This is a genomic window from Pantoea sp. KPR_PJ (assembly GCF_041386365.1).
Lineage (GTDB): Bacteria > Pseudomonadota > Gammaproteobacteria > Enterobacterales > Enterobacteriaceae > Pantoea.
Window position 1 is genome coordinate 181,485 of record NZ_JABMIK010000005.1, and the last position, 13,164, is coordinate 194,648.

At 56.8% G+C, this 13,164-nt stretch carries 12 protein-coding genes and 1 pseudogene; 9 read left to right on the forward strand and 4 right to left on the reverse strand.

Features of this window, described 5'->3' with window-relative positions:
- Positions 1-185: 185 nt before the first annotated feature.
- The 6 genes from HP564_RS13005 to HP564_RS13030 all read left to right on the forward strand — a co-directional run bounded on the left by HP564_RS13005 (position 186) and on the right by HP564_RS13030 (position 6,650).
- Complete coding sequence (locus HP564_RS13005; RefSeq protein WP_371243663.1) at positions 186-1,706, forward strand: sugar ABC transporter ATP-binding protein; 1,521 nt, start codon at positions 186-188, stop codon at positions 1,704-1,706.
- A complete protein-coding gene (locus HP564_RS13010) occupies positions 1,699-2,688 on the forward strand; it encodes an ABC transporter permease (protein ID WP_371243665.1) in 990 nt (329 codons plus the stop codon). The genes HP564_RS13005 and HP564_RS13010 overlap by 8 nt, the downstream gene beginning before the upstream one ends.
- 1 nt (position 2,689) lies before the next feature.
- Positions 2,690-3,643, forward strand: coding sequence for an ABC transporter permease (locus HP564_RS13015; protein WP_371243667.1), 954 nt, complete (start codon positions 2,690-2,692; stop codon positions 3,641-3,643).
- Positions 3,644-3,671: 28 nt separating this feature from the next.
- The gene (locus tag HP564_RS13020; protein ID WP_371243669.1) at positions 3,672-5,312 is read left to right on the forward strand and encodes an FGGY-family carbohydrate kinase; all 1,641 of its coding nucleotides are present in this window, start codon (positions 3,672-3,674) and stop codon (positions 5,310-5,312) included.
- Positions 5,309-5,917 carry an SIS domain-containing protein gene (locus HP564_RS13025; protein WP_371243670.1) on the forward strand — a complete coding sequence of 203 codons (609 nt, stop codon included), beginning with the start codon at positions 5,309-5,311 and terminating at the stop codon, positions 5,915-5,917. Before HP564_RS13020 ends, HP564_RS13025 begins: the two co-directional genes overlap by 4 nt.
- A gap of 205 nt (positions 5,918-6,122) precedes the next feature.
- Positions 6,123-6,650 (forward strand): anti-virulence regulator CigR family protein, encoded by a 528-nt coding sequence (locus HP564_RS13030; RefSeq protein WP_371243671.1) that lies wholly within the window; start codon positions 6,123-6,125, stop codon positions 6,648-6,650.
- Between the two features lie 121 nt (positions 6,651-6,771).
- On the opposite strand, the gene HP564_RS13035 is transcribed toward HP564_RS13030, so the two are convergent.
- Positions 6,772-7,602 (reverse strand): SDR family oxidoreductase, encoded by an 831-nt coding sequence (locus tag HP564_RS13035; protein ID WP_371243673.1) that lies wholly within the window; start codon positions 7,600-7,602, stop codon positions 6,772-6,774.
- 100 nt (positions 7,603-7,702) lie between these two features.
- Here HP564_RS13035 and HP564_RS13040 point away from each other — a divergent pair, with 100 nt between their 5' ends.
- From HP564_RS13040 to ttcA, 3 genes and pseudogenes are all read left to right on the forward strand, one after another.
- Positions 7,703-8,599: a LysR substrate-binding domain-containing protein gene (locus HP564_RS13040; RefSeq protein WP_371243675.1), complete on the forward strand. Its 897-nt coding sequence runs from the start codon at positions 7,703-7,705 to the stop codon at positions 8,597-8,599.
- Positions 8,600-8,732: 133 nt separating this feature from the next.
- Positions 8,733-8,984: pseudogene (locus tag HP564_RS13045) on the forward strand (tyrosine-type recombinase/integrase); the annotation flags it as partial.
- Between the two features lie 49 nt (positions 8,985-9,033).
- Positions 9,034-9,966: a tRNA 2-thiocytidine(32) synthetase TtcA gene (gene ttcA, locus HP564_RS13050; protein WP_371243677.1), complete on the forward strand. Its 933-nt coding sequence runs from the start codon at positions 9,034-9,036 to the stop codon at positions 9,964-9,966.
- Positions 9,967-10,012: 46 nt separating this feature from the next.
- On the opposite strand, the gene HP564_RS13055 is transcribed toward ttcA, so the two are convergent.
- From HP564_RS13055 to HP564_RS13065, 3 genes are all read right to left on the reverse strand, one after another.
- A complete protein-coding gene (locus HP564_RS13055; RefSeq protein WP_371243679.1) occupies positions 10,013-10,159 on the reverse strand; it encodes a hypothetical protein in 147 nt (48 codons plus the stop codon).
- Positions 10,160-10,441: 282 nt separating this feature from the next.
- Positions 10,442-11,425: a zinc transporter ZntB gene (zntB, locus tag HP564_RS13060; RefSeq protein ID WP_371243681.1), complete on the reverse strand. Its 984-nt coding sequence runs from the start codon at positions 11,423-11,425 to the stop codon at positions 10,442-10,444.
- A gap of 119 nt (positions 11,426-11,544) precedes the next feature.
- Complete coding sequence (locus HP564_RS13065; protein ID WP_371243683.1) at positions 11,545-13,164, reverse strand: ABC transporter substrate-binding protein; 1,620 nt, start codon at positions 13,162-13,164, stop codon at positions 11,545-11,547.

Consider the following 13,164-nt stretch of genomic DNA (forward strand, 5'->3'; position numbering starts at 1 on the left):
TACAGCGTGACAGGCTGCCCTGTATCGGCATTTCTGATCAGACAGCGAACACCTATACCCCGGTTATCTAAACCGGGGCAGGCGCTGCGTGCGCAAAGCCCGACGAGAAGGATTGACAGCATCGGGTAAGCCAGTGCAGCGAGTGCCCCAGTCGAAAATATAACGGGTATGCCTGAGGATCTGTGATGAATACGCTCAGCATTTGCCCTGCCCCTGCTGAGGCCTTTATTAGCCTCGAAAAGATCAGCAAAAAGTTCCCCGGCGTATTAGCCCTGGATAATGTCAGCCTGACCCTGAATAAGGGCGAAGTGCACTGCCTGGCTGGTCAGAACGGCTGTGGTAAAAGCACCATCATTAAAGTTATTTCCGGGGTTTATCAACCGGAAAAAGGCGCGACCATTACGCTGGATGGCAAACTTTTTCACACCCTGACGCCGCCGCTCTCTTCCTATTACGGTATTCAGGTTATCTATCAGGACTTATCTTTGTTCCCCAATCTGTCGGTGGCCGAAAATATCGTGATCCACCGTTATTTGCCGGGCGGTGATATTTGGGTACGTCGCGGCTCGATGCGCAAAAAAGCCCTGGCGGCGATGCAGCGGGTGGGCGTCTCTCTCGATCCGGATCGCAAAGTTGAAAAGCTATCGATCGCCGACCGGCAGCTGGTTGCCATCTGCCGTGCCATTGCCGCTGACGCCAGTCTGGTAATTATGGATGAACCCACCGCGTCGCTGACCCGCACCGAAGTGAATGGCCTGCTGCGGGTGGTCAATGAACTCAAAGCCGCCGGCATCTGCGTCGTCTTCGTCAGCCACCGTCTTGATGAAGTGATGGAGGTGGCTGACCGTATCAGCGTAATGCGCGACGGTAAACTGGTCGGCACCTGGCCTGCCAGTGAACTCGACAGCCATGAGCTGGCATTTTTAATGACTGGTCAGCGCTTCACCTATAGCCATCTGCCGCATCGCGCGCCTGCCGACGTGACGCCTCTGCTGGAGGTGCGCCAGTTGAGCCGCACGGGACAGTATCACAATATTTCCCTGTCGCTGCGCCAGGGTGAAATTACGTCAATCATTGGCCTGCTCGGTTCGGGACGAACGGAACTCTGTCTGAGCCTGTTTGGTATGAGCCAGCCAGACAGCGGAGAAATTCTCATCAACGGTGCGCCGGTCCGGTTGCGCTCTAACCGCGACGCGATTCGCAACGGTATTGCCTATGTATCGGAAGATCGCCTGACGCAGGGGCTGATTATGGATCAGTCCATTTATGACAACACGCTGGTCTCCATCTTCGACAGGCTGCACACCCGAACCGGACTCATGGACCACGCGAAAGCCGCGTCGATCGTCAACGCGTTGATTCGTGACCTGAACATTAAAGTTTCTGACAGCCGCCTACCCGTGAAGACCCTCTCCGGCGGCAATGCGCAGCGTATCGCTATCGCTAAATGGGTAGCCACACACCCCCGTATTTTGATCCTCGATTCGCCCACCGTGGGCGTAGATATTGCCAATAAAGAGGGAATTTACCGCATTGCGCGCGATCTGGCGGAATCGGGTATGGCAGTGTTGATGATTTGCGATGAAATTCCAGAGGCGTATTACAACAGCCATCGCGTGCTGGTGATGCGCAAAGGCGAGCTGGTAGCGGAATTTGCCCCACACCAGAGCAGCGAAGCGCAGATTGCGGAGGTGATTAATGGGTAATGCCTCTCTTACGAAACTCACCAGCCAGCACGAGTTCTGGCTCGGATTACTGGTGCTGCTGCTGGCGATCGGCCTGAGCGTCAGCAGCAGTGAGTTTATGACGCTGGGTAACCTCACTGACGTCGCCACCAGCTACGCCATTCTGGGTATTCTGGCCTGTGGCCTGTTTGTGGTGCTGATCGCCGGGGGGATCGATATCTCCTTCCCGGCCGTCACCTCTATTGGTCAGTACGTCATGGCAAGCTACATCATTCATCACGGCGGCAGCTTTCCGCTGGCGTTTGCTATGTCAATGGGGGTGGGTTTGCTGCTTGGGCTGGTGAATGGTTTCCTGGTCTACTGGCTGCGCGTGCCGGCCATCATTATCACTATCGCCACGCTGAACCTCTTCTACGGCCTGCTGGTTTATCTCACCAACGGCACCTGGCTCTATGGCTTTCCTGACTGGTTTATGAATGGCATTAGCTGGTTCTCCTTCACCGCCGCCGACGGTTACGACTACGGCCTGACGCTGCCTCTGCTTTGTCTGCTCGGGGTAGTGATCGTTACCGGCGTGCTGATGAACCTTACCCGCGTGGGTCGCCAGATCTACGCCATGGGCAGTAACCGTGACGCCGCATCACGTCTCGGCCTGAATATTTTGCGGCTGCATTTTTACGTTTATGGCTTTATGGGCTTGCTGGCGGGTATTGCGGCCGTGGTTCAGGCGCAAATCACCCAGTCGGTCGCCCCCAACTCTCTGCTGGGCTATGAGCTGACGGTGCTGGCTGCGGTAGTGTTAGGCGGCACCAGCATGACCGGTGGACGCGGGTCACTCACCGGCACCATTCTGGGGGTGATGCTGCTGGCGTTCCTGCAAAATGGCATGACCTTGCTGAGTATCTCCTCTTACTGGCATCAGGTTTTCAGCGGCGCAATCATTCTGGTCAGCATCAGCAGCACCGCATGGAATGAAAAACGTAAACTGGCAAAGGGGATGTGATATGACCACCTTAACCCGCCTGCTCCCTGGCGACCGCATTATCCGTTTGCAGTTGCTGATTATTATCGCGGTGGCCGTGTTCTTCTCACTCACGGCAGGCAGCCGCTTTTACAGCCTCGGCAACTTCCAGTCGATCTCTTCTCAACTGCCGATTTTAGGCATGCTGGCGCTGGGTATGGGTATCACCATGCTGACCGGGGGCATCAATCTTTCCGTGATTGCCGGTGCCAACGCCTGCTCGCTGGTGATGGCCACTATCCTGGTGGCCCATCCGGGGCAGCCGGTCTGGTTTGCGCTGGCGATGCTTGCCGGTCTGGTCGTGGCGACAGGGATCGGCGTGCTGAATGGCGCGCTTATCGCCTGGATCGGTGTTTCGCCGATTCTGGCGACGCTCGGGACGATGACGCTGATTGCCGGACTGAATATTCTGCTCACCAACGGCGCGGTGATATCCGGCTTTCCAGCGGCGATCCAGTACCTGAGCAACGGCAGTCTGGCGGGCATTCCGGTTGCGCTGCTGTTATTTCTGCTGGTGGCGCTGCTGCTCTGGATCCTGCTGGAACACACCACGCTCGGTCGTAGCCTCTATCTGATGGGGTCAAACGCGCAGGCCACGCGGTTCAGCGGGGTTAACACCCCCAGGGTGACGATTGCCGTGTACGTGCTCTCTGCGCTGCTCGGCTGGGGCGCGGCCCTGCTGATGATGTCCAAATTCAACTCGGCAAAAGCGGGCTACGGCGACGCCTATCTGCTGGTTACCATCCTGGCCTCGGTGTTAGGCGGCATAAATCCCGACGGCGGATTTGGTCGGGTTATTGGGCTGGTACTGGCGCTGATCGCCCTGCAAATGCTGGAGAGCGGCCTGAACCTGATGGGCGTCAGTAGCTACCTGACCATGGCGCTCTGGGGTTGCGTGCTGATCCTGTTTATCGCGCTGCAAAACAGAAAATCTTAAGCGGAAACTTTTCAAGAAAGGAAAGAACATGGCGAGTTATTTTATTGGTGTAGACGTCGGAACCGGCAGCGCCCGCGCAGGCGTGTTTGACATGACTGGTCGTATGGTTGGCCAGGCCAGTCGGGAGATCACCTTATACCGCCCAAAGGCTGATTTTGTTGAGCAATCCTCCGATGAGATCTGGCAGTCCGTTTGTAACGCGATCAAAGACGTGGTGAGTCAGGCAGATATCAACCCGATACAGGTTAAAGGCATCGGCTTTGATGCCACCTGTTCGCTGGTGGTGCTGGATAAAGAGGGTAACCCTCTGACCGTCAGCCCGACCGGTCGCAGTGAGCAGAATATCATTGTCTGGATGGATCACCGTGCTATCACACAGGCAGAGCGCATTAACGCCACCGGGCACCGCGTGCTGGAGTTTGTGGGGGGCATTATTTCACCGGAAATGCAGACGCCGAAGCTACTCTGGCTGAAGCAGCATATGCCCACCACCTGGAACAATGTCGGGCATCTGTTTGACCTGCCTGATTTTCTGACCTGGCGCGCCACGCAGGATCCTACCCGTTCGTTATGCTCTACCGTCTGCAAATGGACCTATATTGGTCATGAAGATCGCTGGGATCCGAGCTATTTCCACCAAATCGGTCTGGCGGATCTGCTGGAAAACAACGCGTCAAAAATAGGCAGTGAAGTGAAAACCATGGGCGAGCCGCTGGGGCATGGGTTGACGCAGCGCGCCGCCGCAGAGATGGGATTAATTGCGGGCACGGCAGTCAGCGTCTCGATCATTGATGCCCACGCAGGCAGCCTGGGCATTCTCGGTGCCAGCGGGGCATCGGGTGAGTCGGCAGATTTTGATAACCGCATTGCACTGATTGGCGGCACCTCCACGGCACACATGGCAATGTCGCGCAGCGCACGCTATATCGGCGGGATCTGGGGCCCCTATTACTCGGCCATTCTGCCCGATTACTGGCTAAATGAGGGCGGTCAGTCGACCACCGGCGCGCTGATTGACCATGTCATTCAGTCACACCCCTGCTATCCGGAGCTGCTCAAACAGGGCAAGGAGAGTGGCAAAACCATTTACGAAGTGCTTAATGCCCTGCTGCGTAAAATGGCAGGTGAACCGGAAAACATCGCCTTCCTGACCAAAGATATCCATATGCTGCCCTATTTCCACGGCAACCGCTCACCGCGCGCGAATCCAACGCTGACCGGTACGCTGACCGGCCTGAAGCTGTCACGCACGCCGGAAGACATGGCGCTGCACTATCTCGCCACCATACAGGCGCTGGCGCTGGGCACGCGCCACATCATTGAGACCATGAATCTGAGTGGCTACTGTATTGATACCATGATGGCGTGCGGGGGCGGCACTAAAAACCCGGTTTTTGTCCAGGAGCACTCTAACGCGACAGGCTGCGCGATGCTGCTGCCGGAGGAGAGTGAAGCCATGCTGCTGGGCAGCGCCATGCTGGGCACGGTTGCTGCGGGCGCATACGATTCGCTGCCCGAAGCGATGGCCGCCATGAGCCGCATCGGTAAAACCATCACTCCCCAGACCAACAAAATTAAAGCCTATTACGACCGTAAATATCGTGTTTTTCATGAGCTCTATCACGACAGCATGAAATACCGGCAGCTGATGCAAGGGGAAGTCCAGTGAATGCAGAAGAGGAGTTTGCCCTGGCGTGTCAGGGCTGGCAGACCTACAGTCAGGAATTGCTGGCGCTCCAGCATCATCTCGACGCCACGATCTGGCAGCAGCTGCTAACGCTGATCACCGGCTGCAAGGGCAAAATTGCCGTGACCGGTGTCGGGACGTCGGGCATCGCGGCGCGGAAAATCGCTCACATGCTGGCCTGCGTTGAGCAGCCAGCCGTTTACCTCAGCGCTACCGATGCCGCCCACGGTGATTTGGGTTTTCTGCGCCGCAGCGATCTGATGATCCTGATTTCACGCGGCGGCAACTCAGAAGAGCTGACACGCCTGTTGCCGACGCTGGAAAGCAAAGGCGTCACAATCGTTAGCGTGACAGAGAATCTCGATTCGGCCATCGCCCGAGCCGCAAAGCTGGTGGTGAAAACCCATATCCAGCGGGAAATCGATCCGCTTAATATGCTGGCTACCACCTCAATTGTGCTGGTACTGGCAATATTCGATGCGCTCTGTGGCAATATCATGCTGCGTAACGGCTTCGATCGGCAGCGCCTGTTAAAGGTGCATCCTGGTGGGAATGTCGGCAAAACCCTGCGTAAACAGCAGAGGTGAATTCGGCCATCGCCTGCGCGGCAGGCGCCGCCTGGCGCATGATCAGGGGCACGACCGCCCTGTTAGCCTGTCACCCTCAGCGCCCGGTAATCAGATCTCACGCCAGGCTTGTGCTGGATCTGTTTTAAGAAAAGAGAAGATTGTTGAGGTGACGGCTGCGTCCTATATTTCAGGCATTAACTGATAAACAGATGGGACAAAGATCATGCTTAAGCAACACCCCTTTAAGCCAGTCATTGCGGTGGTTCTCTCTTTTGCTGTTCTGGCTGCGCCGGTTTACGCTAACCCTGGCAATGGCAATGGCAATGGCAATGGCAATGGCAATGGCAATGGCAACCACGGTAACGGTGGTCATCCCGGCAATAGCGGTAACCACCACGAGCACGGAAATAAAGGCCAGCACCCGAACGAGTCGAAACAGAAACAGGGAAATCGCCACAGCGCCGGGCGACCCGATCGTGCGGAATCTGACATCGACGTCTCCCATGTGCGTCGCCTTGCCGTTAACTATGGTCTGGTCGGCTATCCCTCCCTGCCGCCAGGCATAGCGAAAAAGGTGGCGCGGGGTAAACCTTTGCCGCCGGGTATTGCGAAGAAAAACTTACCTGCATCCATGATCAATGACCTGCCCTATTATCCCGGCTACGAGTGGCGAGCCGTGGGTAAAGATCTAGTGCTTATCGCACTGAGCACCGCGGTGGTAACTGCCGTGATTAACGGCGTATTTGACTGACGCACAGGGCCAGGGGTTGCCGGCGCGATCTCTGGCTCGGCATAACCGGCCGGAGATCGCGTCTGACGAAGGTGATGCTGAGTAGCCCCAGCCCGTCTGAGGTGGCAGGCAGTGCCTGCTCCTACTCTGCCTGGCTGTCTGCACCACAGGCTATCGCTTTCATTGCCCGCAGTGCCTCCAGCCGCGCGCTGAGCGCCGCTTCCATGTTCTCCCACGCTGTACTGCCCAACGGTAAGCGCAGTGGTACCCTGTCAGCATCAGCCGCCGCAATCATCGCCGCCACGCATTTTTGCGCATCGCCTCTGATAGCAAACTCCCCGGTGGTCAGCGCGTGACGCATCTTTCCGGCAGCGGTATCCCGATAAACAGGCAAGGCATTCGCCCTGTCCAGCCCTGCGCTAAAACGGGTGGCAGTCGGCCCCGGCTCTACCAGCAAAAAGTCAATGCCAAAGGCCGCCACTTCCTGTCGAACCGACTCAACAAATCCCTCTATTCCCCACTTGGTGGCGTGATAGAGACTGAAGCCAGGATAGGCAATCTGGCCGCCTTCGGAGGAGAGCTGCACAATACGCCCGCCGCCCTGCTGGCGCATAAACGGGATCACCGTGCGGATCAGCTGAACTGAACCGGTGAGATTGGTGGCAATCTGGCGTTCAATTTGCGTATCATCCAGCTCTTCCGCTGCGCCAAACAGACCGTAAGCTGCATTGCTTACCACAACATCAATATGCCCCGCCTGTGCAAAGGCAGCCTCAACCACCGGCTTAATCGTGGCGGTCTGGCTCACATCGAGCACCCTGATCTGTAAACGATCGCCGTATCGCGCGCGCAAATCTTCTACTGCGGCTTCACGACGTACAGTGGCAACAACCCGATCGCCGCGGGCCAGCAGCGCTTCACACATCAGGCGACCCAGACCGCTGGATGCGCCAGTAATAAGCCAGCTTTTCATTCGTCTACTCTCCATTCAGTGAACCGGGGTACAGCTTAAAACAGATGACTGATGCCATAATCTCCTCAATCCGGTATGAGATGGTGGGAAATAGCCAACAATGAAACGTCCGTCCTGGAACGAACTACTGGCGGTGAAAACCGTTGCCGATGAGCGCAGCTTTAGCCGTGCTGCAGGCGTGCTCGGCCTCAAACGTTCAACCCTCAGCCACACCATTAAAGGGCTGGAGGCGGCGCTGGGCGTGCGGCTTTTCCATCGCACCACGCGAAGCGTATCGTTGACCGAAACAGGAAAAAGGCTGGTTGAGCGCATGGCACCGCTGCTTGCTCAGATGGATGACCTGTTGAATGAGATGACCGCCAGCGACCACTCCCCCTATGGCACACTGCGCATCAGCGCCAGTGATGCGGCTATCAGCCTTCTGCTGGAAAAGACCGTACCGACCTTTATCCGGCACTATCCCAACATTGATATTGAGTTAGTCGCGCAGGGTCAGCTGGTGGATATTGTTGAGCAAGGGTTTGACGCCGGCATACGGCTGCTTGAGGATGTACCAAAGGATATGGTGGCGGTTGCGCTGAGCGGTCCGTTGCGCTTTTTGACCGTGGCATCCCCTGATTACCTGGCATCGCGTCCTCCGGTCAGGCATCCGCAGGATCTTATGCAGCACAGCTGTATACGACAGCGCCTGCCCAGCGGTAAACGTTACCACTGGGAATATCAGCAGCGCGAGCAGCGCTACGCGCTGGATGTGCCTGGCAGCCTGACGCTTGACAGCGGTGCGTTGATGGCGGAAGCGGCTGCCTCCGGCCTGGGGCTGGCCTACGTGCCGGAATGCTATGCCCGACAGGGTCTTGAATGTGAGCGGCTGGTCACCGTACTGGACAGCTGGGCCATCGCCTCGCAAGGAATCGCACTCTACTTTTCACATCATCGTCATCTGCCCTATGCATTACGGCTGTTCGTTGACACTATCAAGGCGGCAACGCGCGTCTGACCGCGGTTTCTTCAGCCGGGACGCAGGCGATATTGCCTGCGTGAAAAGTGATGCAGGCCTGACGCATCAGGATGAAACGTCTCGGGTCAGGGTTTAACGCTCGCCTGCTGTGCTGCCCGACAGACACAGAGTCCCGCATTACCGCTTTCCGGTCGGGCGCAGGCGACAAGACGCAATAAAACGTGCTGGCATTCGCCGCTGTAATCCGTACCATACGCGGCATACTTTTGCCTGCTGGTTATTATCGGCCGGCGCACCCCCCTCTTTTATAGCCAGTCAGATGGGGCACAACAATGCGCAAAGGGTCTGTGAAACCTGTATGACCTGGATTGAAGAGATGAACGGCGAGCGGGTTGAAATGCTCAACGGCGAGCTGGCACGCTGAAAGAACGTTGCCCCTTACATGCCCCTTTTGATTCCTGAGACAAAGAAAAATGCAAGAAAATCAAACTGTTGACAAGAAAGAACAGTACAACCTCAACAAACTCCAGAAGCGCCTGCGTCGCAACGTCGGCGAGGCGATTGCTGACTACAACATGATTGAAGAAGGCGACCGCATCATGGTCTGCCTGTCAGGGGGTAAAGACAGCTATACCATGCTGGAGATCCTGCGCAATCTGCAACAGAGCGCGCCGGTGAATTTCTCGCTGGTGGCGGTCAATCTTGATCAGAAACAGCCGGGCTTTCCCGGGCATATTCTGCCGCAATATCTGGAATCACTGGGCGTTGAGTACAAAATTGTCGAAGAAGATACCTACTCCATCGTCAAAGAGAAGATCCCGGAAGGCAAAACCACCTGCTCGCTCTGTTCACGCCTGCGCCGTGGCATCCTGTACCGCACAGCAACCGAGCTGGGCTGTACTAAAATCGCGCTGGGCCATCATCGCGACGACATTTTGCAGACCCTGTTCCTTAACATGTTTTACGGCGGAAAAATGAAAGGCATGCCGCCAAAGCTGATGAGCGACGACGGCAAACACATTGTTATCCGCCCGCTGGCCTACTGCCGCGAAAAAGACATTATTCGCTTCTCTGAGGCGCGCAAATTCCCGATTATCCCGTGCAACCTCTGTGGTTCACAGCCAAACCTGCAGCGTCAGGTGGTGGCCGATATGCTGCGTGACTGGGATAAACGCTATCCAGGTCGTATTGAGACGATGTTCAGCGCAATGCAAAACGTCGTGCCTTCCCACCTGGCGGACATTAACCTGTTCGACTTTAAAGGCATTCAGCACGGCGATGCGGTGGTTGATGGGGGCGATCTTGCTTTTGACCGCGAAACGCTGCCGATGCAACCTGCAGGCTGGCAGGAGGAGGACGAGGGGCCGGCCCCAGCCGAACGCCTCAACGTGCTTCAGCTGCCGTAAAAAAGAAACATAAAAAAGGGCACGCTGCTGAAGCGTGCCCTTTTTTTTACCGATGCGGCGGCGGATCGAGAATCGGTGGAAAACCCGGTTCAGGCTGCGGATCCGGTTGCGGACTGGGGGGTGGCTGCGGTATCGGCTCGGGAATCGGGACAGGATCGGTAGGAATCGGGTCGCTGGCGATAATGGACATCATACCTTTCTCCTTTGTGGTCATTGTCTTTTAAGCATAGGTATAACTGAGCGACACGCAAAAAAAAGCCGGCGGATAAGGCCGGCGTGTCGAATTAAATATGTGCTATGCAGTAATTCTAAAAAGGAAGTAAGACAATATGGAGCGCAACGCCCATCGCTTGACGTTGCATTCACCTGCGGGAACAGAGTTTGCCGTGGTTGGCCTGGACAGGTATTGACCTCGATCAGGTTTTTTTGCTTTTTTGCCTCGCTCTTATTCTGCAACCTTTTGATTACCCTGTTATCACAGCCATTTTCGCTGTTTCAGATACCAGGCGACACCCAGAATCAGCACCAGCAGCAGCAGGCAAAACATCGGGAAGCCCATGCGCCACTCTGCGCCGGGGATACCGCCGAGGTTGACGCCAAACAGTCCGGTAAGAAAGGTAGTGGGCAGAAAAATCATGGCCAGCAGTGACATAGTGTAGGTGCGGCGGTTCATCGCCTCCGCCATCAGCGAAGCGACCTCGTCCGCCAGCACCGCGGTGCGTGCGACACCCGCATCCAGATCGTCAAGGCCCCGCCCTAACCGGTCAGAGACCTCCTGCATGCGACGACGATCGCTGTCATCCATCCACGGCAATTTTTCGCTGGCGAGCCGCGAATAGACATCGCGCTGCGGAGCCATGTAGCGCCGCATGACGATGAGCTGTTTACGCAGCAGTGCCAGCTCGCCGCGTGCTGGGATCCGCTGATCCAGCAGCGCGTCCTCCAGCTCGATAATTTTGTCGTGCAGCTCCTCAATAAACTCACTGGCGTGGTCGGTGAGCGCATCGCAAATATCCACCAGCCAGCCGCCGCCATCTTCCGGCCCGTTACCGTTTTGCAGATCGGTCAGCACGGCATCTACCGCATAAACTTTGCGGCGGCGCGTTGAGACGATCAGCTTGTCATTGATAAAGACGCGCATAGCCACCAGCTGATCGGGCCGCGAATCGGCATTATGGTTAACGCTGCGCAGGACGATCATAAAGCCGTCGCCAAGGCGACTGACGCGTGGCCGCATACTGTCGCCCGCCAGCGCATCGCGCACCGCATCGGGGATCAGCGGCGTTGACTGCAGCCACTCTGCGCTCTGACGATGGGTATAGTTAAGATGCAGCCAGCAGGGACGCTCGCAGTGGATCACATCTTTATCTTCGATAGGGATCAACCCGCCCTTGCCATCAAGCTGGCAGGCGATAATTGCGTCGGATACCTGCAACGCTTTGCCTTCAATGACGTTCACTCACTTGCCTCACCCCTAAAATCAATACGATACAGTCTAGCGCGGCGGTGATGAGTTGCAATCTTCAGGCTGTGAGCAAAGATGTCTGCCTGCGGCCCGGCTGGCGGGCCGCGCCGGGCCTAGTGTTTCTCAATCCACAGCTCACGACTGTAGGCGACATCTTCCGGATTGGTCACAGGATACCCTTTGACCCATGGCTTGATCAGGCGGCCATTGGTGTACTGATAAATGGGGGCAATGGGTACCTGATCCGCGATAATCTGTTCTGCTTTCTGGTAGTCATTATTGCGCGCCTCAGGCTGGACTTCACGGCTAGCCCGCGCGATCACCGCGTCATAGTCAGCATTGCTGAACCGCGAAATATTACTGCTGTTGCCGCTGGTCAGCAGGCTAAGGAAGGTCGATGCCTCGTTGTAGTCCCCGACCCAGGAGGCACGGATCACGTCAAAATTCCCGCTGTTGCGGCTGTCGATGTAGGTTTTCCACTCCTGATTTTGCAACGTGACGTCAGCGCCGAGGTTTTTCTTCCACATCGACGCCACGGCAATAGCAATTTTCTGGTGGCTTTCTGAGGTGTTGTAAAGCAGGGTCAGGTGCAGCGGTCGGTTTGGCCCATAGCCCGCGGCGGTCAGCAGCGCTTTCGCCTGAATATTCAGCTCCTGCTGGCTGTGCTGCTCAAGGTAGGAGCTGCCCGGCTTAAAGCCTGCGGTAACGTCAGGAGTAAAACGCCACGCCGGTTTTTCACCGGTGCCCAACACTTTTTCCGCGATAATGCGGCGATCGATACTCCACGACAGCGCCTTGCGCACGCGCGCATCCGCCGTCGCGCCTTTCTGCGTATTGAACGCGTAGTAATAGGTGCCCAGTTGCTCAGGGGTATAAACCTCCCCCGGCAGCGTTTTTTTCAGCTGCGCATACATATTTTTGGGGAAAGATTCGGTGATGTCGATATCGCCCGCCCGATAGCGTTTAGTGGCGCTCGACTCTTCATTGAGGGGGATAAAAGTCACCTTCGTCAGGACCGAATGGGCATCATCCCAGTAGTGGGGGTTACGCGCCAGCACGATCTTTTCGTTGACCACGCGATCCTGTAGCTGGTAAGCGCCGTTGCCGACGAGCTTGCCTGGCGCCGTCCAGCCGTCGCCCTCACGCGCAACAACCTGCTGGGGTACGGGAAACAGCGCCACATTCGCCACCAGGCTGGGGAACCAGGGCACCGGCCGATCGAGCGTCACCGTCAGGTGCTGTGCATCTGTCGCACTGACCCCCAGCTGACTGGGGGGCATTTCGCCTTTGGTTATTGCTGCGGCATTGCTGATGCCCGCCAGCGCGGCAAACCAGGCAAAAGGCGAGCTGTTTTTTGGCGCCACGAGCCGCTGCCAGCTGTAGACAAAATCGTGCGCCGTTACCGGCTCACCGTTCGACCATTTCGCGTTACTGCGCAGCGTAAATATCCAGGTTTTGTTGTCGCTGCTGCTCCAGCTTTCTGCGACGCCCGGCACGATGTTGCCCTTTGCATCCTGGTTAGTGAGGCCCTCGAACAGATCGCGAATCACCTGGATCTCCGGCAGCCCTACTGCCTTCAGCGGGTCGAGCGAGGCGGGCTCATCTTTAATATGGCGGACAATCTCCTGCTGGCTGGCAAGCTGTGCACCCGCTGGCGGCTGTGCCGCCAGCGCGGGCGACGCGATACCTGCGAAGCCGAGCGCTATCAGCGTCTTGCAAAATGTGCTTTTCAT

Bases quoted from the DNA above. Each gene is read 5' to 3' on its own strand.
- HP564_RS13055 (WP_371243679.1), bottom strand. From the start codon at position 10,159: ATGATGTCCATTATCGCCAGCGACCCGATTCCTACCGATCCTGTCCCG.
- HP564_RS13005 (WP_371243663.1), top strand. From the start codon at position 186: ATGAATACGCTCAGCATTTGCCCTGCCCCTGCTGAGGCCTTTATTAGC.
- ttcA (WP_371243677.1), top strand. From the start codon at position 9,034: ATGCAAGAAAATCAAACTGTTGACAAGAAAGAACAGTACAACCTCAAC.
- HP564_RS13065 (WP_371243683.1), bottom strand. From the start codon at position 13,164: ATGAAAAGCACATTTTGCAAGACGCTGATAGCGCTCGGCTTCGCAGGT.
- HP564_RS13040 (WP_371243675.1), top strand. From the start codon at position 7,703: ATGAAACGTCCGTCCTGGAACGAACTACTGGCGGTGAAAACCGTTGCC.
- HP564_RS13015 (WP_371243667.1), top strand. From the start codon at position 2,690: ATGACCACCTTAACCCGCCTGCTCCCTGGCGACCGCATTATCCGTTTG.
- HP564_RS13035 (WP_371243673.1), bottom strand. From the start codon at position 7,602: ATGAAAAGCTGGCTTATTACTGGCGCATCCAGCGGTCTGGGTCGCCTG.
- HP564_RS13010 (WP_371243665.1), top strand. From the start codon at position 1,699: ATGGGTAATGCCTCTCTTACGAAACTCACCAGCCAGCACGAGTTCTGG.
- HP564_RS13020 (WP_371243669.1), top strand. From the start codon at position 3,672: ATGGCGAGTTATTTTATTGGTGTAGACGTCGGAACCGGCAGCGCCCGC.
- HP564_RS13030 (WP_371243671.1), top strand. From the start codon at position 6,123: ATGCTTAAGCAACACCCCTTTAAGCCAGTCATTGCGGTGGTTCTCTCT.